The sequence below is a fragment of the Ectothiorhodospira sp. BSL-9 genome, assembly GCF_001632845.1.
Lineage (GTDB): Bacteria > Pseudomonadota > Gammaproteobacteria > Ectothiorhodospirales > Ectothiorhodospiraceae > Ectothiorhodospira.
In genome coordinates, this window is the sequence record NZ_CP011994.1 from 150873 (window position 1) to 177847 (window position 26975).

Below are 26975 nucleotides of genomic sequence, written 5' to 3' on the forward strand. Positions count from 1 at the left end.
GCGGGGTCCGCACAGCCTATCTCGCGGCGGCCGTCAGGGCCATCAGCAGGCCGGGGAAGATCCCCAGGCCGATGACCAGCAACCCGTTAATGGACAGCACCACGTTGATGCCGGTTCCCTGGGGCAGCGGCGCCGTGTCCGTGGGCTTGTCAAAGTACATGTACTTGACCACCCGCAGATAGTAGAAGGCCCCGATCACCGACATGAGGACCGCAAACACCGCCAGCCAGACAAACTCCACCTGCACCACCGACTGCAGCACCGCCAGCTTGGCATAGAAGCCCACGGTAGGCGGCACACCGGCCATGGAAAACATCAGCAGGAGCATGATGAACGCGAACCACGGGCTGCGATCATTCAATCCCTTGAAGTCCTCGATATTGTCCGCCTCAAAGCCCTTGCGTGACAGGAAAAGGACCATGCCGAAGGCTCCCGCCGAAGTGATGGCATACACAATCACGTAGAACATGGCGGCGGCGTAGCCCGCCTCGGTCCCCGACATCAGCCCCATGACGATGAAACCCACATGGGCGATGGTCGAATAGGCAAACATCCGTTTGATGTTGGTCTGGGCGATGGCCACCACGTTACCCAAGGCCAGGGAAAGCACCGCCAGGATCAGCAGCATGCCCTGCCAGTCGCCGTGCAAGGGCCCCAAACCATCCACCAGCAGACGCATGGCGATGGCAAAGCCGGCAATCTTGGGCGCAGCGCCGATGAACAGGGTCACCGGCGTGGGCGCCCCATGATAGACATCGGGCAACCACATATGGAATGGCACGGCCCCCAGCTTGAAGCCAAGACCCACCACCACGAAGGCCAGGGCGAACACCAGGGCAATATTGTGATCCGCCGAGCCCGCTGCCGCAGCCACCACACCCTGGGTCACACCGGCGATATCCAGGGTGCCCGTGATCCCGTAAAGCAGCGACATGCCATAGAGCAGCATGCCCGAGGCAATGGAGCCCAGCACGAAGTACTTCATGGCCGACTCGGAGGCCACGGGGGAGTCTCGATCAAAGGCCACCAGGGCGTAAAGACAGAGAGCCAGGAGTTCCAGCCCCAGGTACAGGGTGAGCAGGCTGTGGGCCGAGATCATGATCAACATCCCCAGCACACCGAACAGGCCCAGTACGTAGAACTCACCCTTGTGCAGATCCCGACTTTGCAGGTAGGGCCTGGAGTAGAGGAACACCGCCGCGGATATCAGCAGCACCACGGACTTGAGCAGATCCGACATGGGATCGGCCACAAAGCTGTCACTGAAGGTGAGCCGGGTCTCCGGGGCCGCCAGGATCACCGTGAGGACAAAGGTGCCCAAGAGCGTGAACTGGGTGAGCCCGTAGGTGATGTCCCGACGCGCCTGGGGGATGAACAGATCCGCGACCAGGATGGCGCAAGCCATGCCCAGCAGGAACAGCTCGGGGATGATGGGAACGAAATCCGGTATCTCAAAGGTCATATCGGTATCCAGGAACGCTTAGAGCTTGGAGACGGCGATATGCCGCACCAGGTTTTCCACGGTGGCGTCCAGTACGTCCAGCAGCGGCGCCGGCCAGACCCCCAACAGGAGGATGGCAAAGGCCAGCACGCCGAGGATCCAGAATTCCCGCCGGTTCAGGTCCTGCAATTGGGCCACGTTGTCGTTGGCCACCTCGCCATAGATCACCCGTTTGACCAGCCACAGGGTATAGGCGGCGGCCAGGATCAGCGTGGTGGCGGCCAGCAGGGCGATCCAGAAATCGGCACGGAAGGCCGCCAGGATGACCATGAATTCGCCCACGAAACCAGAAGTACCGGGCAGACCCGTGTTCGCCATGGCGAACAGCACGAAGAACGCTGCAAACCAGGGCATGGTATTGGCCACGCCGCCATAGTCGGCGATCTGCCGGCTGTGCATGCGGTCATAGAGCACGCCCACGCTGAGGAACATGGCCGCCGAGATCAGGCCGTGGGAGATCATCTGCACCATCCCGCCGCTGATCCCAAGCCCGGCACCCTGCCAGTCGCCGGTGTTGTTGTAGATCATGAAGACGATGAAGAAGCCCAGGGTCACGAAGCCCATGTGCGCAATGGAGGAGTAGGCAATGAGCTTCTTCATGTCCTTCTGCATCAGCGCCACCAGGCCCACGTACACCACTGCGATCAACGACAGGGTGATCATCAGCCAGTCCAGAGCCATGGCCGCATCCGGGGTAATGGGCAGGGAGAAGCGCAGGAAGCCATAGCCGCCGATCTTGAGCATGATGGCCGCCAGGATCACGGACCCACCGGTAGGCGCCTCCACGTGGGCATCCGGCAACCAGGTGTGCACCGGGAACATGGGAATCTTGACCGCGAAGGCCAGCAGCATGGCCAGGAAGATCAGTGTCTGGGCGGTCATGCCCAGTGGGGTGTGATGGAAATCCAGAATCGCGAAGCTGCCCGCCTGGGTATAGAGGTAGATCAGGGCAATCAACAGGAAGACCGAACCGAAGAAGGTGTAAAGGAAGAACTTCAGGGTGGCGTAGATCCGGTTGGGACCACCCCAGATGCCGATCACCAGGAACATGGGGATCAGCATGGCCTCAAAGAAGACGTAGAACAGGACGGCATCCAGAGCGGAAAACACCCCATTCATCAGGCCCGCCAGGATGAGGAACGACGCCATGTACTGGGACACCCGGTACTGGATCACCTCCCACGCCGCCAGCACCACCAGCATCGTGGTGAAGGTGGTCAGCAGGATCAACGGCATGGAAATACCGTCCACCCCCAGGTGGTAATGGATGTCGAAGGTACTGATCCAGGGGACCCATTCCACGAACTGCATCTCGTGGGTGGAGCGGTCGAAGAGCGCAAACAATGGCAGGCTCAGCAGGAAGGTCAGGACCGCGATCGACAGGGACAGGCGCCGGGATGCCTCCGGCACCCGATCACCCACGAACAATACGATGAGTCCACCGATAATCGGCGTCCATATCACCAGAGACAAAAGTGGCCAGTCAGCAAACATGTGCTCTTCCCGTTGGAATCCCGCGTTTAACCGTATCGTGGTGCAAGAGGTGCCGACCCTACAGCGCGAAGGCCAGGATCAACACCAGCAGCCCGATGATCATGGCGAAGGCATAGTGGTACAGGTAGCCCGTCTGGCCGAGGCGCAGACGACCCGATACCCAGCCCACCGCGCGGGCACTGCCGTTGACGATGACCGTATCGATCAGCAGCGTGTCGCCAAAGCGCCACAACCACTGCCCCAGACGGCGCGCCCCACCGGCGAACACGACATCATTGAACTCGTCGAACCCATACTTGCGGTCCAGCATGTTGTATGCCCAAGGCAGGGTGTCCCGCGCCTTCTGGGCCAGTTCCGGCCGCTTCATGTACACGTACCAGGCCGTGCCCAGGCCCGCCATGGCCAGCCAGAAGGGCGGCATCATGATGCCGTGGACAATAAAGCCCAGCACACCGTCGTAGCCCTCACCCAGCCTGGCCAGCACATCGCGGCTCTCGTCCACGAACAGGGCGTCTGCAAAGAAGTCACCGAACAGCAAGGGGCCCACAAAGTACCCGGCCAGCACGGAAGGGATGGCCAGCAGGATCAAGGGCACGGTGACCACCCAGGGTGATTCGTGGGGTGTGCCACCCTGTCCATGACCGTGCCCTCCATGATCGCCACCCTGTCCGTGATCCGCGTGGGACACCTGCCGGAAACGCTCCTCGCCATGGAACACCATGAAGAACATCCGGAAGGTGTACAGGGCCGTGACGAACACACCCGCCAGCACCAGCACATAGGCGAACGTGGCCCCCGGGGTCGAGGACAGGTGCACCGCCTCGATGATGCCGTCCTTGGAGAAGAAACCGGCCAGCCCCGGGAAGCCGATCAGCGCCAGGGAGCCAATCAAGGCCGTGGCGTAGGTGATGGGCATGTACTTGCGCAACCCGCCCATGCGCCGCATGTCCTGCTCATGATGCAGGGCCATGATCACCGAGCCGGCCGCCAGGAACAGCAGGGCCTTGAAGAAGGCATGGGTCATCAGGTGGAACATGCCCGCCGCATAGGCCGAGGCACCCAGGGCCACGGTCATGTAACCCAGCTGGGATAGGGTGGAATAGGCCACCACCCGCTTGATGTCGTTCTGCACCAGGCCGACCAGACCCATGAAGAAGGCGGTGATGGCGCCGATGACCAGGATGAAGCTCAGGGCTGCCACCGAGTATTCATACAGGGGCGACATGCGCGCCACCATGAAGATACCCGCAGTCACCATGGTGGCGGCGTGGATCAGGGCCGAGATGGGCGTCGGGCCTTCCATGGAATCCGGCAGCCATACGTGCAGGGGCACCTGCGCCGACTTGGCCATGGCGCCGATGAACAGCAGGATGCAGGCCACCGTCAGCAGCGACCACTCGCTGCCCGGCAGGATGCTGATGGTGGCATCGGCCATGGTATCGGCCTGGGCGAAAACCTCCATGTAGTCCAGGCTGGCGGCGTGGAAGACCACCGCGCCGATCCCCAGCACAAAGGCGAAGTCGCCCACCCGGTTGACGATGAAGGCCTTCATGTTGGCGTAGATGGCCGTGGGCCGCTTGAACCAGAAGCCGATCAGCAGATAGGACACCAGGCCCACCGCCTCCCAGCCGAAGAACAGCTGCAGGAAGTTGTTGGCCATCACCAGCATCAGCATGGAGAAGGTGAACAGCGAGATCAGGGCGAAGAAGCGCTGGTAACCCGGATCATCCCGCATGTAGCCGATGGTGTAGACATGCACCATCAGGGACACGAACGTGACCACCAGCATCATCATGGCGGTGAGATTGTCCACCAGGAAGCCGATCTCGAAGCGGATGCCATCACTCACCAGCCAGGTGTAGACGGTCTCGTTATAGACCTCCCCACCGGCCATGGCGTGGTACCAGAAGACTACCAGGGAGAGCACGAAGGAGATGGCGACGCCGGCAATGGTGACACTGTGGGCGCCCACGCGGCCCACCTGACGCCCGAAAAGTCCGGCAACGATGGCCCCCAGCAAGGGCGCCAGCACAATGGCAAGATAGAGCGTCTCCATGTCTTACCCCTTCATCTCGTCCAGATCCTGGACATTGATGGTCTCTCGGTTACGGAAAACCAGGACCAGGATGGCCAGCCCGATGGCTGCCTCGGCAGCGGCCACGGTGAGGATGAAGAACACGAACACCTGGCCAGCCAGGTCCCCCAGGTAGTGGGAGAAGGCCACGAAATTCATGTTCACCGCCAGGAGCATCAGCTCGATGCACATGAGCAGAATGATCAGGTTTTTCCGGTTCAGGAAGATCCCGGTCACGCTGAGCGCGAACAGGATCGCCCCCAGAACGAGGTAATGCGACAGAGGAATCATGCTTGGTCCCGTTGTTGGCCCTGCGCAGGTCTCTCGACGGTGCCCGCTCGGGTGGTTTTGTTCAGCCCTGACTTCCCGGCACCGGCGGTGTCACCGGACCGGGGCGCCCTCTACCCTTGTTTCTTTTCCGATTCCATTTTCACCATGCGTACCCGGTCTTCCCGCCGGATCTGGATCTGTTTGGCCGGATCCAGATAGCGGGTGTCGGGGCGCTTCCGCAGGGTGAGCACGATGGCGGCGATGATGGCCACCAGCAGGATCACTGCGGCGATCTCGAATGGATAAACGTATTCGGTGTACAGCAACTGACCCAAGGCCTCGGTGTTGCTGTAGTCGGCGCTGGCCGGGACCGGCGGTTCCACCTGGAAGACCTGGGCACCCACCACCATGGCCATGACCACCATCATGCCCACCGCCACCACGATGCCCACCGGCAGGAGCTTCATGAAGCCCTCACGGATACGCGACATATTGATGTCCAGCATCATGACCACGAACAGGAACAGCACCATGACCGCGCCCACGTAGACCAGCACCAGCAGGATGCCGAGGAATTCCGCCTCCAGCATGATCCAGTGGGCAGCCGTGGCAACGAAGGCCAGCACCAGAAACAGTGCCGCATGCACAGGGTTGCGCACGGTGATCACCGCCACGGCAGATCCCACCAGGACCACCGAGAAGAAATAAAACAGGAATGCTTCGAAAGTCATGTGATCCGGGGCCTCCTCATCAACGATAGGGCGCGTCGACCGCCCGGGCCGCGGCGATTTCTTGTTCGTACTTGTCACCAATGGCCAGGAGCTTGTCCTTGGTCATGATCTGCTCACCCCGGTTTTCGAAGTGATAATGCTGGATATGGGTCTCGACGATGGAGTCCACCGGACAGGCCTCCTCGCAGAATCCGCAATAGATGCACTTGAACAGGTCGATGTCGTAGCGCGTGGTGCGTCGAGTGCCATCATCACGCTGCTCCGACTCGATGGTGATCGCCAGCGCGGGGCACACGGCCTCGCAGAGCTTGCAGGCAATGCAGCGCTCCTCACCGTTGGGATAACGGCGCAGGGCGTGCAGCCCGCGGAACCGGGGCGATATGGGGGTCGTCTCGTCCGGATACTGCACCGTGATCTTGCGCTCGAAGAGGTGGCGGCCGGTCAATTTCATGCCCAGCAGCAGCTCCCAGAGCAGGAAGGTCTTGAAGAACTGACGAATGGCCGTGCCCATGATGAAAACCTCCTTCACGCGAACCAGGGTCCGACGCCGATGGCCACGGCGACACCCGCGACAAACAGCCAGACAATGGTCACGGGAATAAGCACCTTCCAGCCCAGGCGCATGATGTGGTCATAGCGATACCGGGGGAAGGTGGCGCGGAACCAAAGGAAAAGGAACAGGAAGAAGGCCGTCTTGATCAGGAACCAGTGGATGCCACTGTCGAGAAGCCAGCCGAGCACCGGAATGGCGAAGGCGGACTCGGGCAGGATCCCCTCGAACGGCGACAGCCATCCTCCCAGGAACAGCAGGGCGGTGAGGGCCGAGATGAGGATCATGTTGGCGTACTCGGCCAGGAAGAACACGGCAAATGCCATGCCCGAGTATTCCACGTGGAAACCCGCGACGATTTCCGACTCCCCTTCCGCCACGTCGAAGGGTGCGCGGTTGGTCTCGGCCACCCCGGAGATGAAGTACACCAGGAACAGGGGGAACAGCGGCAGCAGGAACCAATGATAGACGCTGCCCTGCTGAGCCATCACGATCTCCCCCACGTTGAGGCTGCCCGCAGCCATGATCACCCCCACCAGGGCGAACCCCATGGCGATCTCGTAGGAGATGATCTGGGCCGCCGAGCGCATGGAACCCAGCAGCGCGTAGCGGGAATTGGAGGCCCAGCCCGCGATGATGATGCCGTACACCCCCATGGAGGTGAGGGCCAGCAGGAAGAGCAGGCCGGCGTTGATATCCGCCAGTACCATGCCATCGTCGAAGGGCACCACCGCCCACGCCGCCAGGGCCGGAGCAATGGCCAGTACCGGAGCGATCAGGAACAGGTACCGGTTGGCATTGGTGGGGATCACCACCTCCTTGGTGAGCAGCTTGAGCGCATCGGCAATGGGCTGCAGCCAGCCTCGGGGACCGACCCGGTTGGGGCCCACCCGCACCTGCATGTAGCCGATGATCTTGCGCTCGGCGAAGGTGGTATACGCCACCGCCAGCATCAGCGGTGTGAGGATTGCCATGATCTTGAGGTTGATCTGTACGATCAACGGCAACCCTTCCCAGAACTGAATCATGGCTTGCTGCATGCTTGAACCCTGATCGTCAAACCTTGTGGAATTCCACCGGCCCGTGGGACGGCCCCAGGCCGCAGGTGACACTGACGCCCGCAGGCAGCCAGGCACACCCCTCGGGGATGCTCTCGTCGATCACCAGCGGCATGCGTGCGGTCAGTTTGCCCTGACGCACCACCACCTCAGTGGCCTCGGACAGATCCAGGCTACGTGCCTGGACCGCATTGATCCGCGCCGCATCGCCGTCTCCGGCGTCTGGCGTGGCCTGCAGCGGACGCGAACGACGCACCAGCGAATCAATCGCATACAGACCCACCGATGACACCCGCTGCAGACCGGCGGCCTTGGGTGGCACCGGCAGCTTGCTGCCGTCATGGTGTACCCGCGTGTCGAAGTCACCCACCCCGGCCTCTGCCAGACGTGCCTTGACCTCGTCGCGAACCTGCTCGGACGACAGATACTCGAAGCCGGCAAGATCACACATGTTTCCCAGCACCCGCAGCACCTTCCAGGCAGGGCGCGCTTCGCCCGGGGGCGTGGCGGCACCCTTCACGCTCTGCCAGCGACCCTCGGCATTCACGTAGGTACCGGCGGTCTCGACAAAGGTGGACACGGGCAGGAGCACATGGGCCACCTTGCGCAAGGACTCCCCGGCAAATGGCGTCAGGGCCACCACGAAATCGGCGTTCTCGAGGGTCTGCATCGCCTGGGCGGGATCGGCACAATCCAGATCGGGTTCCACGTTCAGCAGCACACACCCCTTGGGAGCGCCCGATAACCAGTCACCCGCCGGCTGCCCGGCCGTCTCCAGGTCCGCCCCGCCGGGGCCCCGATGGGGCACGGCACCGGCCAGCCAGGCACCCGCGGCATTGCCGCCCTCGGAGAGATAACCCAGGGTGGCACCCGTGAGATCGGCGATGACACCCCCCAGGGCGCGCAAGAGCGAGAACTGAGGATGATGTTGAGCCTGGATGCCCAGCAGGATGCGTGCATCGCCCTCCCCTGCCAGCCTCTCGGCCATGGCGCGGGCCTCGTCGGTGATCTGGGCGGCCTTGAGCAGATCCGCGAAACCGCGCGGCGTGCTGCCGCCGGCCTTTTCCAGGGCCGCGGCGGCCACCGCTGCCAGTGTCATCACCATGCCCTGGGGATCCACCACCACCCGGGGCTCCACCGGGAAATGGAAAGGGAAGTCGCGGGAATTGATGGCCATGATGGCTGCGCCTTCCAGCGCGGCCTTGCGCAGACGATGCGCCGCCAGGGGTTGATCCTTGCGAATATTGGAGCCCACCAGCAGACAGGCGGAAACCTGCTCCAGGGATTCCAGGCTACCGCCCAGATAGGGGAACAGCGGGGCACGATCCTGATCCGAGAAGTCGGATTGGCGCAGGCGGTGATCCAGGTGATGGATGCCCAGGCCACGCAGCCACTGCTGCGCCAGATAGAGTTCCTCCAGGCTGGCCTGGGGAGAGAGCAAGGCCCCACAGGCCTCGGCAGGTTGATCCCGCAATCCTTCCACCACGCGGGTCAACGCCGTTTCCCAGTCAGTGACCACCCACTCACCCTTCTGGCGAATCATGGGTTGAGTCAGGCGATCTTCGGCAGACAGACCGGTGTAGCTGAAGCGATCCCGGTCGGAGATCCAGGTCTCGTTGACGCCGTCATTTCGCCGGGGCACAACGCGCATGGCGTGCCCGTTGTAGGTGTGCAGATAGAGATTCGAGCCGACACAGTCATGAGGGGCCACGGTGGCGTGCTGGACCAGCTCCCAGGCCCGATAGGTGAAGCGCGAGGGCTTGGCGGTCAGGGCGCCCACCGGGCACAGATCAATCACATTGCCGGATAGCTCGGAAGCCACGGTCTTGGCCACGAAGGTGCCGATCTCCATGTTCTCGCCGCGGCCCGTGGCACCCAGCTCGCGCATGCCGGCGATCTCGTCGCCAAAGCGCACACAGCGGGTGCAATGGATGCAGCGGGTCATCTCAGTGGCGATCAGCGGGCCGATATCCTGATCCTTCACCGCCCGCTTGGGTTCGCTGTAGCGGGAGATGTCCTCCCCAAAGCCCATGGATACATCCTGCAGCTCGCACTCCCCGCCCTGATCACAGACCGGGCAGTCCAGGGGATGATTGATCAGCAGAAACTCCATGGTCGCCTTCTGCGCGGCCAGGGCCTTGGGCGAGCGGGTATAGACCTTCATGCCCTCGGCCACCGGTGTGGCGCAGGCGGGCATGGGCTTGGGTGCCCGCTCCACCTCCACCAGGCACATGCGGCAGTTGGCGGCCACGGACAGCTTGTCGTGATAACAGAACCGCGGGATGTGGATACCCGCCGCGTCCGTCGCACGGATCAGCATGCTCCCCTTTTCCGCCTTCAAGGGGATACCGTCGACCTCGAAATTGACCAGATCCTCACTCATGCTTCGCTTCCCGTTGCACCGAACGCCATGGGTCAGGCCGCGTCTGCCACGAGGCTGCGGCCATGCTCGATGTAGTGTTGGAACTCATGCCTGAAGTGCTTGACGAAACTGCGCACCGGCATGGCGGCAGCGTCCCCCAGGGCACAGATGGTGCGACCTTCGATCTTGGCGGCCACGTCGTCCAGACGCTCCAGGTCTTCCATGCGACCCTGCCCTTCCACGATCCGGGTCAGTACCCGGTACAACCAGCCGGTGCCTTCCCGGCAGGGTGTGCACTGGCCACAGGATTCGGCGAAGTAAAACCGCGAGATCCGCTGCAGTGCCCTGACCATATCGGTGGTCTCATCCATCACGATAACGGCACCGGAGCCGAGCATGGAGCCCGCCTTGACGATGGCGTCGTAATCCATATGGGTCTTGAGCATGATGTCACCGGGCACCACCGGCACCGAGGAGCCACCGGGAATCACGGCCTTGAGCTTGCGCCCCTTCCAGACGCCGCCCGCCATCTCCAGCAGTTCGCTGAAGGGCGTGCCCAGAGGGACCTCGAAATTACCGGGCTTTTCCACGTGACCGGACACCGAAAACAGCTTCTCGCCCCCGGATCGCTCCACACCCATGTCGGCAAACCACTGCCCGCCCTCGCGGATGATGATCGGCACCGAGGCCAGGGTCTCGGTATTGTTGATGGTGGTGGGACGACCATAGAGCCCGAAGTTGGCGGGGAACGGCGGTTTGAAACGCGGCATGCCCTTCTTGCCTTCCAGGGAGTCCAGCAGCGCGGTTTCCTCACCGCAGATATAGGCACCGGCGCCCAGTGTGGGGTACAGGTCGAAATCAATGCCCGAGCCCTGGATATTCTTGCCCAGCCAGCCATGCTCATAGGCCTCCTTCACGGCCTGGGAGAATCGCTGATAGGGCTCGTCCAGGAACTCGCCGCGCATGTAGTTGTACCCCACCGTCGCGCCGATGGCGAAGCCGGCGATGGCCATGCCCTCCACGAGGGCGTGGGGGTTGAAACGCAGGATATCGCGGTCCTTGCAGGTGCCCGGCTCGGACTCATCCGAATTACAGACCACGTATTTCTGCCCGGGCGCCGTGCGGGGCATGAAACTCCACTTGAGGCCTGCAGGAAAACCGGCTCCGCCCCGCCCACGCAGGTTCGAGGCCTTGACCTCCTCGATCACCGCCTCCTGGGACAGCTCACCCTTGAGGATCTTCCCCAGGGCCTGATAGCCACCCACCTTGAGGTAGTTCTCGTAGGTCCAGGGTTCGTCAAAACCCCGGGTGATGAAACAGATACGATTCGCCATGGCCGCCTCAGTCCAGCTTGTCGAGGATCTCATCCACCCGCTCGGGGGTGAGATGCTCGTGATAGACGTGGTTCACCTGCATCATGGGGGCGCCGCAGCACCCGGCCAGGCATTCTTCCTCACGCTTGAGGAAAAAACGGCCGTCGGGGGTCGACTCGCCCAGGCCCACACCCAGCTTCTTCTCCAGGTGTTCCAGGATCTTGTCGCCGCCCCGCAGCATGCAGGAGATGTTGGTGCACACCGAAATGCTGTGCTTGCCCACCGGCTCCAGTTCGAACATGGAGTAGAAGCTGCCCGCCTCGTAGACGGCGATCTCGGGCATGCCGATATAGTCGGCCACCGCGTCCATCATCTCGGTGGACAGATGACCATGCTCGTGCTGAACCGCCCGCAGCGCACCCAGCACAGCGGACTGACGCTGATCCTCCGGGTAGCGGGCGAGCCAGTCGTCGATCTCATGGCGGATGTGCTCGCTGAGCAGGTCGGACTTGCGTTGAGTCGGATTGGCTGACATCAGCGGTCGATCTCCCCAAAAACGATATCCAGGCTGCCGATCAGGGTCACCACGTCGGCCAGCATGTGCCCTCGGGACATTTCATCCAGGGCCGAAAGGTGCACGTAACCCGGCGGCCGCACCTTCACCCGATAGGGCTTGTTGGCCCCATCGGAAATCATGTAAACGCCGAACTCCCCCTTGGGATGCTCCACCGTGGCGTAGGCTTCTCCCTCCGGCACACAGTAGCCCTCGGTGAAGAGCTTGAAGTGGTGAATCAGGGATTCCATATCCGCCTTCATCTCTTCCCGAGCCGGCGCCATGATCTTGCGATCGTCCACACGCACCGGGCCGGGATTGTTCTTCAGCCATTCCACGCACTGGCGGATGATCCGGTTGGACTGGCGCATTTCTTCCATGCGCACCAGGTAGCGATCGTAGGAGTCGCCGTTAACGCCCACAGGGATGTCAAAGTCCACGCGATCGTAGGCGGCGTAAGGCTGTTTCTTGCGCAGGTCCCACTCCACCCCCGAGCCACGCAGCATGGGCCCGGTGAAGCCCAGCTGCAGCGCGCGCTCCGGACCGACCACACCGATACCCACCGTGCGCTGGCGCCAGATGCGGTTCTCGGTGAGCAGGGTCTCGTACTCATCCACCTTGGTGGGGAAGCGTTCGGTGAAGGCCTCGATGAAGTCCAGCAACCCACCCTGGCGCTCCCGGTTGAGAAAGGCCACATCGGCCTTGCTCTTCCAGCGGGACGGCTGATACTGGGCCATGGTGTCGGGCAGATCCCGGGCCACACCGCCGGGGCGGTAATAGGTGGCATGCATGCGCGAACCACTCACCGCCTCGTAGCAATCCACCAGGTCCTCACGCTCGCGGAAGCAGTACAGGAACATGGTCATGGCCCCCACATCCAGGGCGTGGGTGCCCAGCCACAGGAGGTGATTCAGGATGCGGGTGATCTCATCAAACATCACCCGGATGTACTGGGCTCGCAGCGGCGGCTCGATGCCCAGCAGACGCTCGATGGCCATGCAGTAGCCGTGCTCGTTGCACATCATGGACATGTAATCGAGCCGATCCATGTAACCAATGCTCTGGTTGTAGGGCTTGCTCTCGGCCAGCTTCTCCGTTCCACGATGCAGCAGGCCGATGTGCGGATCGGCTCGTTGCACCACCTCGCCATCCATCTCCAGCACCAGGCGCAATACGCCATGGGCCGCCGGATGCTGGGGACCGAAGTTCAGGGTGTAGTTGCGAATCTCAGGCATCGGCGGATGTCTCCTCGGCCGAGTCATCCAGATAACGGTGATCGTCGCGGATGACCCGAGGTACCAGCACACGGGGCTCGATGGTCACCGGCTGATAGATCACCCGCTGTTGCTCCGGGTCGTAGCGCATCTCCACATGCCCCACCAGGGGGAAGTCCTTGCGGAAGGGGTGACCCACGAAACCATAATCAGTCAGGATCCGACGCAAATCCGGGTGCCCCTCGAAAACGATTCCGAAAAGGTCGAAGGCCTCACGCTCGAACCAGTTGGCGCAGGACCACACCTCCACCACTGATGGCACCATGGGGAATTCGTCGTCGGGACAGAAGCAGCGCACGCGCAGGCGGTGGTTGTGGGCGATGGACAGCAGGTGATAGACCGCAGCGAAGCGCGGCCCCTCGTGCCCTCCGGCAGCGGGGGCCTCGTCGAAGGTGAAGCGCCCGAAGGTGGCCTCTTCCACACCGCGACTGAAGCCCTCGCTGCTGGAGGCCTCCGTGGCCCATTCGGTCACGCCGTAGGCCATATAATCCACGCCGCAGACATCGACGAGGATCTCAAAACCCAGTTCGGGATCGTCCCGCAGCATGCGCGCCAGGGGCAACCAGTCGTCCGGCGCCACCTGAATGGTGATCTCGCCACGCGCCTGGGTCAGACCCTGCAGCCGGCCCTTGAACTTTTTCTCCAGGCACGCGGCCAGTCTGTCGAGTTTCTCGCTCATCATGAGATCCTGGCTGGAGGCCGCCCGTCAGCGGGCGATGGTATGGGTGCGACGGATCTTGTTCTGCAGTTGCAGGATTCCGTACAGCAGCGCTTCGGCAGTGGGTGGACACCCGGGGACATAGATGTCCACGGGGACGATGCGATCGCAGCCACGCACCACCGAATAGGAGTAATGATAGTAACCACCGCCGTTGGCACATGACCCCATGGAAATCACCCAGCGCGGCTCAGGCATCTGGTCGTACACCTTGCGCAGCGCGGGGGCCATCTTGTTGACCAGTGTGCCGGCGACAATCATCACATCCGATTGCCGGGGACTGGGTCGGAACACCACGCCCATGCGGTCCATGTCGTATCGCGCTGCACCGGTATGCATCATCTCGATGGCGCAACACGCCAGCCCGAACGTCATGGGCCACAGGGAACCCGTGCGGGCCCAGTTGATCAGCTTGTCGGCAGAGGTGGTGACAAAGCCTTTTTCAAGGACGCCTTCTATTCCCATTCCAGGGCCCCCTTCTTCCACTCGTAAATGAACCCGATCACCAGAATACCCAGGAACATGGCCATGGCCAGAAGCCCGAACATTCCAATGGAATCCAGGGCGACGGCCCAGGGAAAGAGAAACGCGATTTCCAGATCGAAGATGATAAAGAGGATGGCGACCAGGTAGAACCTGACGTCAAATTTGATGCGGGAGTCCTCAAAGGCCTCGAAACCGCATTCGTAAGGGGAGCCCTTGGCGGCGTCAGGGCGACTGGGCCCCACTGCCATGCCCAGAGCGAGAGGAATCACCCCAACGAGCACGCCGATGCCGATGAACACCAGTACAGGCAGGTAGTTTTCGAGCATGTTCCTCTCCTCCCACCCCATGGCTGTGCATGCGGCAGGCCTCGGTGATGCTATGTGTGCATGCGCAGGCACGCACGCCACTTAGTTTTTAGTTATCGGGGCCGATTGAAAGTGCCCTGATTTTCTCAAAGCCCGGGGGAGTCTATGGCACCCGTTATAAGGGTGTCAACCATCAGAATACACTAATACCTTGATACAGCTGGAGTTTTTTTGTGCAGCGCCGCAAGAAATGGCCGGAACGACAGCGACGCCTGAATGAAGAATGGTGCAGATGGCCGGACTCGAACCGGCACGGCTTTCGCCACCGCCCCCTCAAGACGGCGTGTCTACCAATTCCACCACATCTGCACGATGCATCACGAACGCGGGGCCTGTGACGCCCCGCTCACCCGAGGCAACGCCATGGCGCCGCGGGCAACTCCTCCTCCCAACTCCTTTGGACAGGCCCCCCGAAGGTGACCTGCCTGGGTGGCATCCCTCTTAGTTGGGGACGTCCACCGGGCCGACATCCTCCCCGGAATCATCATCTTCCGGAGGCATGGTGGCCGGTTGTTCAACACGCTGGGGTGTCGTATCGATCAGATCAATGACGCTCGGAGCATCCGGCCTATTGGCCACCAGGTAGGTGAGCACCAGGCTATTGATGATGAACCCCGTGGCGGTCAATGCCGTGGCCCGGGTGAGCAGATTGGCTGAGCCCCGGGCCCCGAAAACGGTAGCCGAGGCGCCGCTGCCAAAGGCCGCTCCCGCATCAGCTCCCTTGCCATGCTGCAACAAAACCAGCACGATCAAACCGATGGACAAGACTACCTGAACTACCAATAAAATGCTATACAGCATGGTTTATCCTGCTTGACTGGCGGCCTTGCAGATCGCAAGGAAGTCAGCCGCCTTGAGTGAGGCGCCGCCGATCAGGCCGCCATCGATATCCGCTTGGTTGAACAACTCGGCTGCGTTGTCGGCTTTAACGCTGCCTCCATAAAGAATCTGCACACCCGCTGCCACAGAGGCGCTGTGCTCCGCCAGCCGCTCCCGAATGAAGGCGTGCACGGCCTGGGCCTGATCCGGCGTGGCGGTGCGACCGGTACCAATGGCCCAGACAGGCTCATAGGCGACCACTGCGTCACGAAACGCCTCCACGCCCTCCAGATCCAGCACGGCGTCCAGTTGCCGGGCCACCACCTTTTCGGTGATATCCTGCTCGCGCTCTTCCAGCAGCTCGCCCACGCACAGGATGGGCTTGAGCCCATGACGACGCGCCGCCGCGAACTTGCGGGCCGTGAAGGCATCATCCTCACCATAGAGGGTACGCCGTTCGGAATGCCCAACAATCACGTAGTGGCAACCCAGATCCTTGAGCATGGCACCGGACACCTCACCGGTGTGAGCGCCCTCGTCCTGATCGGAAAGATCCTGGGCACCCAGGGCAATCGCCGATCCAGTCAGTGACGACACCTGCTCCAGGTAGACGAAGGGCGGACAGACCGCCACATCGACCGAATCAAGACCAGCCGCCTGAGCCGCCACGTCGTGCATCAGGGTCTGGTTCGCCGAGCGCGAACCGTTCATCTTCCAGTTACCAGCCACCAGGGGTCTACGCATGGATCATCTCCGTGAAATGGACACCCACCCGGCTGAACACAGAGGACACATGCATCCCTCGCGGGAGCAATCGGGCCCTTGTCGTCCCCGGATCATGAAGCGGGGAATCCTACCTGCGCGCGGCCGATAAATCAATTTCAGGATGCGCGCTCCGCTGCGCGGCGAACGCAGTCCGCCAGGTCCTGGGCAAGACGCCCCACCAGGGCCATGTCGGATCCCTCCACCATCACCCTCACCAAAGGCTCGGTGCCCGAGGGCCTGAGGAGTACGCGACCACGGCCTGACAGGGTGGATTCAGCATCCCTGACCGCCTCGCGCACGGTCTGGGTATCCAGCAAGCCGTGGGGGCGGGCACTTGGGTTGACGGGCACGTTCACCAGGGTTTGCGGGTATTTTTCCATGCCCCGCTGCAATTCGGAAAGCGGCCGCCCGGTAGCCCCCATCACCTCCAGGATCTGCAGCGCCGAGATGATCCCGTCGCCGGTACAGGTGCGGTCCAGGCAAATCAGATGCCCGGAGGACTCCCCCCCCAGCAGCCAGCCTTCTTGATGCAGGGCCTCCATGACATAGCGATCGCCCACGGCCACCCGCCGGAAGGGAATGCCTGCCGAGTCCATGGCCTGCTCCAGACCCAGGTTGCTCATCAGGGTGCCCACCACGCCCCCTTGTAGGATGCCACCCCGGTGGCGCGCCAGAGCGATGATGCACAGGGCCTGATCTCCATCCACCACATCGCCGCGCTCATCCACCAGGATCAGACGGTCCCCATCCCCATCCAGGGCGATACCCAGGTCCGCCTTGTGGGATAGCACAGCGGCCTGAAGCTCACGAGGATGCAGCGCACCGCAACCCTCGTTGATATTGAATCCATCGGGCCGCACACCCACGGGAATCACCTGGGCACCGAGTTCCTCGAACACATGGGGCGCCACGGCGTAGGTCGCGCCATTGGCACAATCCACGACGATACGCAGGCCATGCAGGTTGGTACCGGTCGGGATGGTGCTCTTGCAAAACTCGATATAGCGACCGGCCGCATCCACCACCCGTTCCACCTTGCCCAGATCCGCGGAATCCACGGTCTCCATGGGCTGATCCAGGGCGGCCTCGATGGCCAGTTCCACCGGGTCGGGCAACTTATTGCCGTTGGTGCAGAAGAATTTGAAACCGTTGTCGTAGTAGGGGTTATGGGAGGCGCTGATCACGATCCCCGCCGAGGCTCGGAAGGTACGGGTGAGATAGGCCACCGCGGGGGTCGGCATGGGGCCCAGCAAGCGGATATCCACCCCGGCCGCCGACAAGCCGGCCTCCAGGGCCGACTCAAACATGTAACCGGACACACGGGTGTCCTTGCCGATCAGCACCAGGCCCTCGCCATCGGGGGCCAGCACCCGCCCCGCCGCCCAGCCCAGGCGCAGGGCGAAGTCCGGCGTCATCGGGTAACGACCCACCCGTCCGCGAATGCCGTCGGTACCAAAATACTGTCTTTCCTGAGTCATCAATCCAAGCCTGTCCTGGTCAAGAGGGGTTCGGCGGAGCGAAGCGGCACGCTTGTCCGAATTTTCAGTGAATGAACGGCTGACCCACCGCCCGGAGCACGCGCAGGGCGTCCCGGGTGGCAGCCACGTCGTGCACGCGCAGGATGCTGGCCCCCTGCTGGGCAGCCAGCAGGGCCGCAGCCACGCTGCCCTGGATTCGCTCCGGGGCTGGCCGCTCATCACCCAGCATCCGGCCGATCATGGTCTTGCGCGACATCCCCACCAACAGCGGCAGTCCCTCCACGGCCAACTCCGGGAGACGGCGCAACAGGGTGAGATTGTGCTCCAGGTTCTTGCCGAAACCAAAACCCGGATCCAGCAGCAGGCGATCGGCCGAAATGCCTGCGGCGCGACAGGCCACCACCCGCTCGGCCAGAAAGTCGCGCACCTCGGCCACCACGTCCCCGTATTGGGGATCCACCTGCATGCTGCGGGGCTGACCCTGCATGTGCATCAGGCACACAGGGACCCCGCACCGCGCGGCCATCTCCAGAGCCCCTGGGTCCTGCAAGGCCCGCACGTCGTTGATCAGGGTGGCGCCGGCGGCGCAGGCGGCCCGCATCACTGCGGCCTTGCTGGTGTCCACGGAAATCGGTACCGGCACCCGGGGCGCCAGGGCCTCAATGATGGGTACCACCCGGGTCAGTTCCTCCTCGACGGGCACGGATGCAGCACCGGGGCGCGTGGACTCGCCGCCCACATCAATGAAATCGACCCCCTCCTCCACCATGCTGAGCGCGTGCTCAATGGCCTGGGCAGGATGAATGAAGGCGCCCCCATCGGAGAAGGAGTCCGGGGTGACGTTGAGGATGCCCATGATACGGGGCTGGGCGAGATCGACGGTGTACTGACCAAACTGCATGACGAAACCATGGCCGTGAAAGAGATGGATCATAACCGGCCATGGGCACTCATGGCCATGCCGGGGCCAGACGCAGAGAAGCCGCCCAAGGGCGGCTTCTCTGTCTTACCGGTTCAAGATGCCGCCAACAGACGGCATCCGGGGCTCAGGTCTGACTGGCAGGGCCGCCAATGATGCCCTTGCCTTCCTTGTCCTTGCCATCACCCTTGGCACTGGCGTCACCGTCGCCGGACCCGGGTTCATCACCACCGGTCCAGCCGTCCGGATCGCGGGGCTCACGCCCTTCCATGATGTCGTTGATCTGCTCCACATCGATGGTCTCGTACTTCATGAGCGCCTGGGACATGGTGTGCAGTTTATCCATGTGCTCTTCAAGGATGGTTTTTGCCCGCTCGTAGCTGGAGTCGATCACCCGGCGGATTTCCTCGTCGATGGCATGGGCCGTCTCGTCGGACATCTGCTTGTGCTGAGTCACCTGACGCCCCAGGAACACCTCGCCTTCATCCTCACCGTAGGCCAGCGGACCCAGACGGTCGGACAGACCCCACTTGGTGACCATGTTGCGGGCAATGGAGGTGGCCCGTTCGATGTCGTTGGAGGCACCCGTGGTCACCTTATCCGGCCCAAAGATGATCTCCTCGGCGATACGGCCGCCAAACAGGGAGCAGATCTGACTTTCCAGGCGCGTCTTGCTGTGACTGTAGCGATCCTCGTCCGGCAGGAACATGGTGACGCCCAGGGCCCGCCCACGGGGGATGATGCTCACCTTGTAGACCGGATCATGCTCCGGCACCAGACGACCGACAATGGCATGCCCCGCCTCGTGATAGGCGGTGAGCTTCTTCTCGTCCTCGCTCATGACCATGGATTTGCGCTCGGCGCCCATCATGATCTTGTCCTTGGCCCGCTCGAAGTCGATCATCTCCACCAGGCGCTTGTTGGCCCGGGCGGCAAACAGGGCTGCCTCATTGACCAGATTGGCCAGGTCGGCCCCCGAGAAACCGGGCGTACCACGGGCGATCAGATCGGGCTTGACGTTGTCATCCACCGGCACCTTGCGCATGTGCACCTTGAGGATCTGCTCGCGGCCACGCACATCCGGCAACGGCACCACCACCTGACGGTCGAAGCGACCGGGGCGCAGCAGCGCCGGGTCCAGCACATCGGGGCGGTTGGTGGCAGCAATGACGATGATGCCTTCCGTCCCCTCGAAGCCATCCATCTCCACCAGGAGCTGGTTCAGCGTCTGTTCGCGCTCATCATGGCCACCGCCCATGCCGGCACCACGCTGGCGGCCGACGGCATCGATCTCGTCGATGAAGATGATGCAGGGCGCGTGCTTCTTGGCCTGCTCGAACATGTCACGCACCCGGGAGGCACCCACACCCACGAACATCTCGACGAAGTCGGAGCCGGAGATGCTGAAGAACGGCACCTTGGCCTCGCCGGCGATGGCCTTGGCCAGCAGCGTCTTACCGGTACCCGGGGAGCCCACCATCAGCACACCACGGGGAATCTTGCCGCCCAGCTTCTGGAACTTGCTGGGATCGCGCAGGAAGTCCACCAGCTCGCTGACTTCTTCCTTGGCCTCGTCGCAACCGGCCACGTCGGTGAAGGTGATCTTCACCTGGTCCTCACTCATCATGCGCGCCTTGCTCTTGCCAAAGGACATGGCGCCGCGACCACCGGCCCCACCCTGCATCTGACGCATGAAGTAAATCCACACGCCGATCAGCAGCAGGAACGGGAACCAGCTGATGAGGATATCCGTGAACAGGGAGCGTTGCGCCGGCTCATCGACGCGGATCTCAACGTTGCTGTTGAGCAGATCGCCAATCAGGCCGGGATCATTGGGGGCATGGGTACGGAACTGCTCACCGTTGATGGTGCGCCCCTCGATGGTCTTGTCCTCGATAAACACGCTATCGATGCGTCCGGCCTTCACCTCGCTGATGAATTCCGAATAGGACCAGGCCTGGGCCTCCTGCTGCTGCGGTGTGAAGTTGTTGAACACCGACATCAGCACGATGGCAATAACCGCCCAGATAATCAGGTTTTTTACCAGCTCGTTCAAGGGTCTACCTCGACTATTCCGTGGTGTGCTGTTGGTTTCACAGACCTTACACCAGTTTGCGGCCCCTGGCCAACGCATACACCTCGCGGGAGCGGGCCCGGGAAGCCTGGGGTTTACGAATCTGTACCTTGTTGAATTGCCCGCGCAGGGTCTTCACGTACTCGTCGAACCCTTCGCCATGGAAAATTTTGACCAGGAAATCCCCGCCAGGTTTCAACACCCGTCCGGCGGTGTCCAGGGCAAGCTCCGCCAGGTACATGGCGCGCGGCTGATCCACCGCATCCATCCCACTGATATTGGGGGCCATATCGGAAAGTACAAGGTCAGCGGGCTCATCCCCCATCTCGGACCCCATGGCGGCGAGGATGGCATCCAGCACCTCATCCTCGCGAAAATCCCCCTGCACGAAGGTAACACCCTCCAGGGGAGCCATCTCCAGGATATCCGAGGCAATCACACAGCCCTTGCGACCCACCAGGCCGGCGGCATACTGGCTCCAGCCCCCGGGGGCCGACCCCAGATCCAGCACCCGCATCCCGGGGCGGATCAGCCGGTCCCGCTCCTGGATCTCCTGGAGCTTGTAGACGGCCCGGCAGCGCCAGCCCTCTTCCTGGGCCTGCTGCACGTAAGGGTCGCTGAAATGTTCCTTGAGCCAGCGTTGGCTGCTTTTGCTGCGGGGCATGGTGGGCGGGGTCTGTGAATGGAATAACGGGTCAGGATACCTTAACCGGACGCGCCTTGGGGCGACACCACTTGAGAGTTGACGTGAGACCCCTCAAACTGCGCGGCCTGTCCATCTCAGTCGGAACCTTGTTCACCACCATGCCCACCCCTCAGCAGATCAAACACCTTCGCACGCTGGCCCATGACAAGAAGCCCGTGGTCAGTCTCGGCCGACACGGCCTGACCGATGCCGTGCTGGAAGAACTCGACATCGCCCTGAACCATCATGAACTCGTCAAGGTGAAGGTGGGGGTGGGCAATCGTGAGCTGAGGGATCAGGTGGTGGCGCAGATGTGCGAACGAAGCGGCGCCACCCTGGTGCAGCGGGTCGGAAACATCGCCACCCTGTTCCGGCGCAATCCGGAAAAACCGGTGGTGAAGCTGCCCTGATACTCATCCCCGGCCCTTCCCCCCGAGGGGAGAAGGGAGCGAGAAAGGGACTGTCCCCGCTTTGAAGCCCCTCTGCCCTGCGGGGAGAGGGGTTGGGGTGAGGGGGCACTCAAACGTATCGGACGGCCACGACCTCGTAGTGCTTTTCGCCCGCTGGGGCATTGAAGGTGAATTCATCCCCCTCCTCCTTGCCGATCACTGCGCGGGCAATGGGGGAGTTCACGGAGATGCGGCCCGCCTTGATGTCGGCCTCATCGTCGCCGACGATCTGGTAGGTCACTTCCTGATCCGAATCCAGATCCAGCAATTCCACGGTGGCACCGAACACCACCTTGCCACCCGCATTCAGCGTGGTCACGTCGATGATCTGCGCGTTGGAGAGCTTGCTCTCCAGATCCTTGATGCGCCCCTCGATGAACCCCTGCTGCTCCCGGGCAGCGTGATACTCGGCATTTTCCTTCAGGTCACCGTGTGCGCGCGCCTCGGCAATGGCGGCGATCACCCGGGGGCGATCCTCACTCTTGAGCTTTTGCAGTTCTGCCTTGAGCAGTTCGGCCCCGCGGACCGTCAGTGGCGTCTTGCTCATGCCAGGTTCTCCTTGTGCATGTCCTGCAGGCAGTACACGTTCTCGCTGTCCAGGAACGACAGGGCTTCAACGGTGGCAAAGGCACCCGCCAGGGTGGTGGTGTAGCTCACCTTGTGCTGCAAGGCCTCCCTGCGGATGGTGTAGGAGTCGGCGATGGCTTGCCGACCCTCGGTGGTATTGATGATCAGGCTGATCTCGTCATTCTTGATCATGTCCACGATATGCGGTCGGCCCTCGGTGACCTTGTTGATGCGCTTGCAGGCAATGCCAGCGTTTTCCAGCACCTCAGCAGTGCCTTTGGTGGCGATCAACTCAAAGCCCTTGTCCGCCAGGTGACGCACCACCTGGGCGATCTCACCCTTGTCGGCATCACGCACACTGATGAAGGCCTTGCCGGCGGTGGGCAGGGTCACACCCGCACCCAACTGGCTCTTGGCAAAGGCCTCCGGGAAACTGCGGCCCACACCCATGACTTCGCCGGTGGACTTCATCTCGGGGCCCAGAATGGGATCCACGCCCGGGAACTTGATGAACGGGAACACCGCCTCCTTCACGGAGAAATACTTGGGCCGGATCACATCCGTCACGCCCTGCTCGGCCAGGCTGCGCCCCGCCATGCAGCGGGCTGCGATCTTGGCCAGGGGCATGCCGATGGCCTTGGAGACAAAGGGCACGGTGCGCGAGGCCCGGGGATTCACCTCCAGCACGAAGATCCGATTACCCCCCTGGACAGCGAACTGGGTGTTCATCAGGCCCACCACGTTCAGACCCACGGCCATCTTGCGCACCTGATCGGCGATCTCGTCCTGCAATTCCATGCTCAGGCTGTACGGGGGCAGGGAGCAGGCGGAATCGCCGGAGTGCACGCCAGCCTGCTCGATATGCTGCATGATGCCGCCGATGACCACTTCCTTGCCATCACTGATGGCGTCCACGTCCACCTCGACGGCATCGTCCAGGAAGCGGTCCAGCAGCACCGGGGCATCGTTGGAAACCTGCACGGCATCGCGCATGTAGCGGCGCAGGTCGGTCTCGTTGTAAACGATCTCCATGGCCCGGCCACCCAGCACATACGAGGGACGCACCACCACCGGAAAGCCAATGGCCTCGGCATGACGCACGGCCTCCTCCACACTGCGGGCAGTCCGGTTGGGGGGCTGGACGAGATCCAGCTCGTTGATCAGATTCTGGAAGCGCTCCCGATCCTCGGCCAGGTCGATGGAGTCCGGCGTGGTACCGATCACCGGCGCGCCGGCGGCTTCCAGATCCCGGGCCAGCTTCAGCGGAGTCTGGCCGCCGAACTGGATGATGATGCCCTTGGGCTGTTCAAGATGCACAATCTCCAGCACATCTTCCAGGGTCAGGGGCTCGAAGAACAGGCGGTCGGAGGTATCGTAGTCGGTGGACACGGTCTCCGGGTTGCAGTTGACCATGATGGTCTCGTAGCCATCCTCGCGCATGGCCAGCGCCGCATGCACACAGCAGTAGTCGAACTCGATCCCCTGGCCAATGCGGTTGGGGCCACCACCAAGCACCATGATCTTTTCACGACTGGAGGGCTCGGCCTCGCATTCCTCCTCGTAGGAGGAATACATGTAGGCCGTGGTGGAGGCGAACTCGGCGGCGCAAGTATCCACCCGCTTGTACACCGGATGCACCTTGAGACTGTGGCGATATTCGCGCACGGTGCGCTCGGTCTCCTGCAGCAGGGTGGCCAGACGGCGGTCGGAGAAGCCGTACTGCTTGAGGCGGAACAGCTCCAGGGCGTCGATCTCCTTGAGAGAGCGCTCCTTGAGGGACTCCTCGATCAGCACCAGTTCCTGGATCTGCTCCAGGAACCAGGGGTCGATCCAGGTCATCTCGAACAGCTGTTCCACGGTATAGCCCAGACGGAAGGCATCGGCGGCATACCAGATCCGGTCCGGACCCGGATCGGCCAGCCGCGCGCGCACCTCAGCGTCGGCATCCTCACCACCCAGGTCCACCTTGCCGTTAAGACCATCGTTACCCGTCTCCAGGCTGCGCAGCGCCTTCTGGAAGGATTCCTGGAAGGTACGACCGATGGCCATGGCCTCTCCCACCGACTTCATCTGGGTGGTCAGCTTGGCCTCGGCACTGGGGAATTTCTCGAAGGTGAACCGCGGGATCTTGGTGACCACGTAGTCGATGGACGGCTCGAACGAGGCCGGAGTCACACCGCCGGTGATCTCGTTGCGCAATTCATCCAGGGTGAAGCCCACCGCCAGCTTGGCCGCCACCTTGGCAATGGGGAAGCCCGTGGCCTTGGAGGCCAGGGCCGAGGAGCGGGATACCCGCGGGTTCATCTCGATCACCACCAGGCGGCCGTTTTCCGGGTTCACGGCAAACTGCACGTTGGAACCGCCGGTTTCCACGCCGATCTTGCGCAGCACCGCCACGGAGGCGTCGCGCATGATCTGGTATTCCTTGTCGGTGAGGGTCTGGGCCGGGGCCACGGTGATGGAGTCACCGGTATGCACGCCCATGGGATCCAGGTTCTCGATGGAGCAGATGATGATGCAGTTATCGGCCTTGTCCCGGACCACCTCCATCTCGAATTCCTTCCACCCCAGCACGGACTCCTCCACCTGCACCTCGTTGACCGGGGAGAGGTCCAGGCCGCGCTTGACGATGTCCTCGTATTCCTCACGGTTGTAGGCGATGCCGCCACCGCTGCCACCCATGGTGAACGAGGGCCGGATGATGATGGGGTAGCCGATCTGCGGTTGCACCCGCTGGGCCTCTTCCCAACTATTGACCATGTAGGCCACCGGGCTCTCCAGACCGATATCGCTCATGGCCTCGCGGAAACGCTGGCGATCCTCGGCCATGTCGATGGCATCCTCGGAGGCGCCGATGAGCTTGACCCCGTGCTTGTCCAGCACACCGTGCCTGGCCAGATCGAGGGCGCAGTTCAGGGCTGTCTGGCCACCCATGGTGGGCAGGACCGCATCCGGCTTTTCGCGCGCGATGATGCGCGACACGGTCTTCCATTCCACCGGCTCGATGTACACCGCATCGGCCATCTCCGGGTCGGTCATGATGGTGGCCGGGTTGGAGTTCACCAGGATCACCCGGTAGCCCTCCTCGCGCAGGGCCTTGCAGGCCTGGGCGCCGGAATAGTCGAACTCGCAGGCCTGGCCGATGACGATGGGGCCGGCACCGAGGATCAGGATGCTCTTAAGATCGGTTCTCTTGGGCATGAAATGTCTTACCGTGGGCAACGCGGCGCGCGAGGCGCGCCGGTGGGCGAATGGGGTCTGGCGAGGCCGGAGGCCAGCAACGTCCTCAGGACGCGCGGGCTCTCATCATGTCAACGAACCGGTCGAATTCCGGGGCCACGTCGGTGGGCCCGGGCGAGGCCTCCGGGTGTCCCTGAAAACTGCGTGCCGAGCGATCGGTCAGCTCGATCCCCTGCAGGGTGCCATCGAACAGGGAACGGTGCGTGGGCCGCACATTGTCGGGCAGGTCGGCGTCGTCCAGGGCGAAGCCGTGGTTCTGGCTGGAGATCATCACCCGTTGGGTGGCCAGATCCTGCACCGGGTGGTTGGCCCCATGGTGACCGAATTTCATCTTCAGGGAGCGGGCACCGGCGGCCAGCCCCAGGAGCTGATGACCCAGGCAGATGCCGAAGACGGGCACGTCCTTGTGATCCAGCAACTCACGGATCGCCCCAATCGCATAATCACAGGGCTCCGGGTCGCCTGGGCCATTGGAGAGCAGCACGCCATCGGGCTTGAGGGCAAGCACATCCGCCGCCGGCGTCTTCGCGGGCACCACAGTGATGCGGCAACCCCGGTCCACCAGCATGCGCAGGATATTGCGCTTGGTGCCGAAATCGTAGGCCACCACATGGTAGGGCTGATTCTCGGGGGCCTTGCGATGCCCCTCGCCCAGCACCCAGGTGCCCTCGTTCCAGCTATAGGTCTCCTGGGTCGTGACCTCCTTGGCCAGGTCCATGCCCTTGAGCCCGGCAAAGCCCCGGGCGGCCTCGATGGCCTTCTGTTCGTCCACTGCCCCGGCCATGATGCACCCGTTCTGGGCACCCTTTTCACGCAGCAACCGGGTCAGTCTGCGGGTATCCACGCCGCTGATGGCCACCACGTTGTGACGGGCCAGGTAATCGGGCAGGCTCTCGGTGGCCCGCCAGTTGGACATGCGCGCAGGCACGTGCCGAACGATCAATCCGGCCGCCTGGGGGGCAGTGGATTCCTCGTCCTCCGGGTTGACCCCGGTATTGCCGATGTGAGGGTAGGTGAGCGTGACCAACTGACGCGAATAGGAGGGATCGGTGAGGATCTCCTGGTAACCGGTCATGGCGGTGTTGAACACCACCTCGCCCACGGTGAGACCTTCAGCACCCACGGCATAACCGTGAAAGAGGCTGCCATCTTCCAATGCCAACAAGGCGGGTGTGGTTTTCAAGCTGACCTCCGACACGCATACAGAAGGGGCGGGACGAGACCAGCCCG

24 protein-coding genes and 1 tRNA gene are annotated in these 26975 nt (G+C 62.7%); 1 reads left to right on the forward strand and 24 read right to left on the reverse strand.

Annotation, left to right across the window (positions count from 1 at the left end; all coding sequences use genetic code 11):
• Positions 1-16: 16 nt before the first annotated feature.
• From nuoN to rlmE, 21 genes are all read right to left on the reverse strand, one after another.
• Positions 17-1462, reverse strand: a complete 1446-nt coding sequence (gene nuoN, locus ECTOBSL9_RS00705; protein WP_063463450.1) for an NADH-quinone oxidoreductase subunit NuoN — start codon at positions 1460-1462, stop codon at positions 17-19.
• An 18-nt stretch (positions 1463-1480) separates the two neighbouring features.
• Positions 1481-2995, reverse strand: a complete 1515-nt coding sequence (locus ECTOBSL9_RS00710) for an NADH-quinone oxidoreductase subunit M (protein WP_063463451.1) — start codon at positions 2993-2995, stop codon at positions 1481-1483.
• A gap of 58 nt (positions 2996-3053) precedes the next feature.
• Positions 3054-5051: an NADH-quinone oxidoreductase subunit L gene (nuoL, locus tag ECTOBSL9_RS00715; protein WP_063463452.1), complete on the reverse strand. Its 1998-nt coding sequence runs from the start codon at positions 5049-5051 to the stop codon at positions 3054-3056.
• 3 nt (positions 5052-5054) lie between these two features.
• Positions 5055-5360, reverse strand: coding sequence for an NADH-quinone oxidoreductase subunit NuoK (nuoK, locus tag ECTOBSL9_RS00720; protein WP_025280946.1), 306 nt, complete (start codon positions 5358-5360; stop codon positions 5055-5057).
• Between the two features lie 110 nt (positions 5361-5470).
• Positions 5471-6070 carry an NADH-quinone oxidoreductase subunit J gene (locus ECTOBSL9_RS00725; protein WP_063463453.1) on the reverse strand — a complete coding sequence of 200 codons (600 nt, stop codon included), beginning with the start codon at positions 6068-6070 and terminating at the stop codon, positions 5471-5473.
• Positions 6071-6089: 19 nt separating this feature from the next.
• Positions 6090-6581: an NADH-quinone oxidoreductase subunit NuoI gene (gene nuoI, locus ECTOBSL9_RS00730; protein WP_063463454.1), complete on the reverse strand. Its 492-nt coding sequence runs from the start codon at positions 6579-6581 to the stop codon at positions 6090-6092.
• A 14-nt stretch (positions 6582-6595) separates the two neighbouring features.
• Positions 6596-7660, reverse strand: coding sequence for an NADH-quinone oxidoreductase subunit NuoH (nuoH, locus tag ECTOBSL9_RS00735; RefSeq protein WP_025280943.1), 1065 nt, complete (start codon positions 7658-7660; stop codon positions 6596-6598).
• 16 nt (positions 7661-7676) lie between these two features.
• Entirely contained in the window at positions 7677-10061 is a 2385-nt protein-coding gene (gene nuoG, locus ECTOBSL9_RS00740) for an NADH-quinone oxidoreductase subunit NuoG (RefSeq protein ID WP_063463455.1), read from the reverse strand.
• 32 nt (positions 10062-10093) lie between these two features.
• On the reverse strand, positions 10094-11374 hold the full coding sequence (gene nuoF, locus ECTOBSL9_RS00745; protein ID WP_063463456.1) for an NADH-quinone oxidoreductase subunit NuoF: 1281 nt from the start codon (positions 11372-11374) through the stop codon (positions 10094-10096).
• A 7-nt stretch (positions 11375-11381) separates the two neighbouring features.
• Positions 11382-11888 carry an NADH-quinone oxidoreductase subunit NuoE gene (nuoE, locus tag ECTOBSL9_RS00750; RefSeq protein ID WP_063463457.1) on the reverse strand — a complete coding sequence of 169 codons (507 nt, stop codon included), beginning with the start codon at positions 11886-11888 and terminating at the stop codon, positions 11382-11384.
• On the reverse strand, positions 11888-13141 hold the full coding sequence (locus ECTOBSL9_RS00755) for an NADH-quinone oxidoreductase subunit D (protein WP_063463458.1): 1254 nt from the start codon (positions 13139-13141) through the stop codon (positions 11888-11890). Before ECTOBSL9_RS00755 ends, nuoE begins: the two co-directional genes overlap by 1 nt.
• Positions 13134-13859 carry an NADH-quinone oxidoreductase subunit C gene (locus tag ECTOBSL9_RS00760; protein ID WP_063463459.1) on the reverse strand — a complete coding sequence of 242 codons (726 nt, stop codon included), beginning with the start codon at positions 13857-13859 and terminating at the stop codon, positions 13134-13136. The genes ECTOBSL9_RS00755 and ECTOBSL9_RS00760 overlap by 8 nt, the downstream gene beginning before the upstream one ends.
• Before the next feature lie 27 nt (positions 13860-13886).
• Positions 13887-14363, reverse strand: a complete 477-nt coding sequence (locus tag ECTOBSL9_RS00765; protein WP_025280937.1) for an NADH-quinone oxidoreductase subunit B family protein — start codon at positions 14361-14363, stop codon at positions 13887-13889.
• Positions 14354-14710, reverse strand: coding sequence for an NADH-quinone oxidoreductase subunit A (locus ECTOBSL9_RS00770; RefSeq protein ID WP_063463460.1), 357 nt, complete (start codon positions 14708-14710; stop codon positions 14354-14356). Before ECTOBSL9_RS00770 ends, ECTOBSL9_RS00765 begins: the two co-directional genes overlap by 10 nt.
• A 263-nt stretch (positions 14711-14973) precedes the next feature.
• Positions 14974-15058, reverse strand: a tRNA-Leu gene (locus ECTOBSL9_RS00775).
• Positions 15059-15190: 132 nt separating this feature from the next.
• Entirely contained in the window at positions 15191-15550 is a 360-nt protein-coding gene (secG, locus tag ECTOBSL9_RS00780; protein ID WP_063463461.1) for a preprotein translocase subunit SecG, read from the reverse strand.
• A 3-nt stretch (positions 15551-15553) separates the two neighbouring features.
• Positions 15554-16312, reverse strand: a complete 759-nt coding sequence (gene tpiA, locus ECTOBSL9_RS00785) for a triose-phosphate isomerase (RefSeq protein ID WP_063463462.1) — start codon at positions 16310-16312, stop codon at positions 15554-15556.
• A 137-nt stretch (positions 16313-16449) separates the two neighbouring features.
• On the reverse strand, positions 16450-17811 hold the full coding sequence (gene glmM, locus ECTOBSL9_RS00790; protein WP_063463463.1) for a phosphoglucosamine mutase: 1362 nt from the start codon (positions 17809-17811) through the stop codon (positions 16450-16452).
• Positions 17812-17875: 64 nt separating this feature from the next.
• Positions 17876-18745 (reverse strand): dihydropteroate synthase, encoded by an 870-nt coding sequence (gene folP, locus ECTOBSL9_RS00795; protein ID WP_240481019.1) that lies wholly within the window; start codon positions 18743-18745, stop codon positions 17876-17878.
• A gap of 112 nt (positions 18746-18857) precedes the next feature.
• Entirely contained in the window at positions 18858-20786 is a 1929-nt protein-coding gene (gene ftsH, locus ECTOBSL9_RS00800) for an ATP-dependent zinc metalloprotease FtsH (RefSeq protein ID WP_063463464.1), read from the reverse strand.
• A 46-nt stretch (positions 20787-20832) separates the two neighbouring features.
• Positions 20833-21468 carry a 23S rRNA (uridine(2552)-2'-O)-methyltransferase RlmE gene (gene rlmE / locus ECTOBSL9_RS00805; RefSeq protein ID WP_063463465.1) on the reverse strand — a complete coding sequence of 212 codons (636 nt, stop codon included), beginning with the start codon at positions 21466-21468 and terminating at the stop codon, positions 20833-20835.
• A gap of 140 nt (positions 21469-21608) precedes the next feature.
• On the opposite strand from rlmE, the gene ECTOBSL9_RS00810 reads away from it, so the two are divergent.
• Positions 21609-21899, forward strand: coding sequence for a YhbY family RNA-binding protein (locus ECTOBSL9_RS00810; RefSeq protein WP_063465929.1), 291 nt, complete (start codon positions 21609-21611; stop codon positions 21897-21899).
• 109 nt (positions 21900-22008) lie between these two features.
• Here the strand turns inward: ECTOBSL9_RS00810 and greA are convergent, their stop codons facing one another.
• The 3 genes from greA to carA all read right to left on the reverse strand — a co-directional run bounded on the left by greA (position 22009) and on the right by carA (position 26928).
• The gene (gene greA, locus ECTOBSL9_RS00815; protein WP_063463466.1) at positions 22009-22485 is read right to left on the reverse strand and encodes a transcription elongation factor GreA; all 477 of its coding nucleotides are present in this window, start codon (positions 22483-22485) and stop codon (positions 22009-22011) included.
• Positions 22482-25706 carry a carbamoyl-phosphate synthase large subunit gene (gene carB / locus ECTOBSL9_RS00820; protein WP_063463467.1) on the reverse strand — a complete coding sequence of 1075 codons (3225 nt, stop codon included), beginning with the start codon at positions 25704-25706 and terminating at the stop codon, positions 22482-22484. Before carB ends, greA begins: the two co-directional genes overlap by 4 nt.
• Positions 25707-25791: 85 nt before the next feature.
• The gene (gene carA / locus ECTOBSL9_RS00825) at positions 25792-26928 is read right to left on the reverse strand and encodes a glutamine-hydrolyzing carbamoyl-phosphate synthase small subunit (RefSeq protein ID WP_063463468.1); all 1137 of its coding nucleotides are present in this window, start codon (positions 26926-26928) and stop codon (positions 25792-25794) included.
• Between the last annotated feature and the right edge of the window lie 47 nt (positions 26929-26975).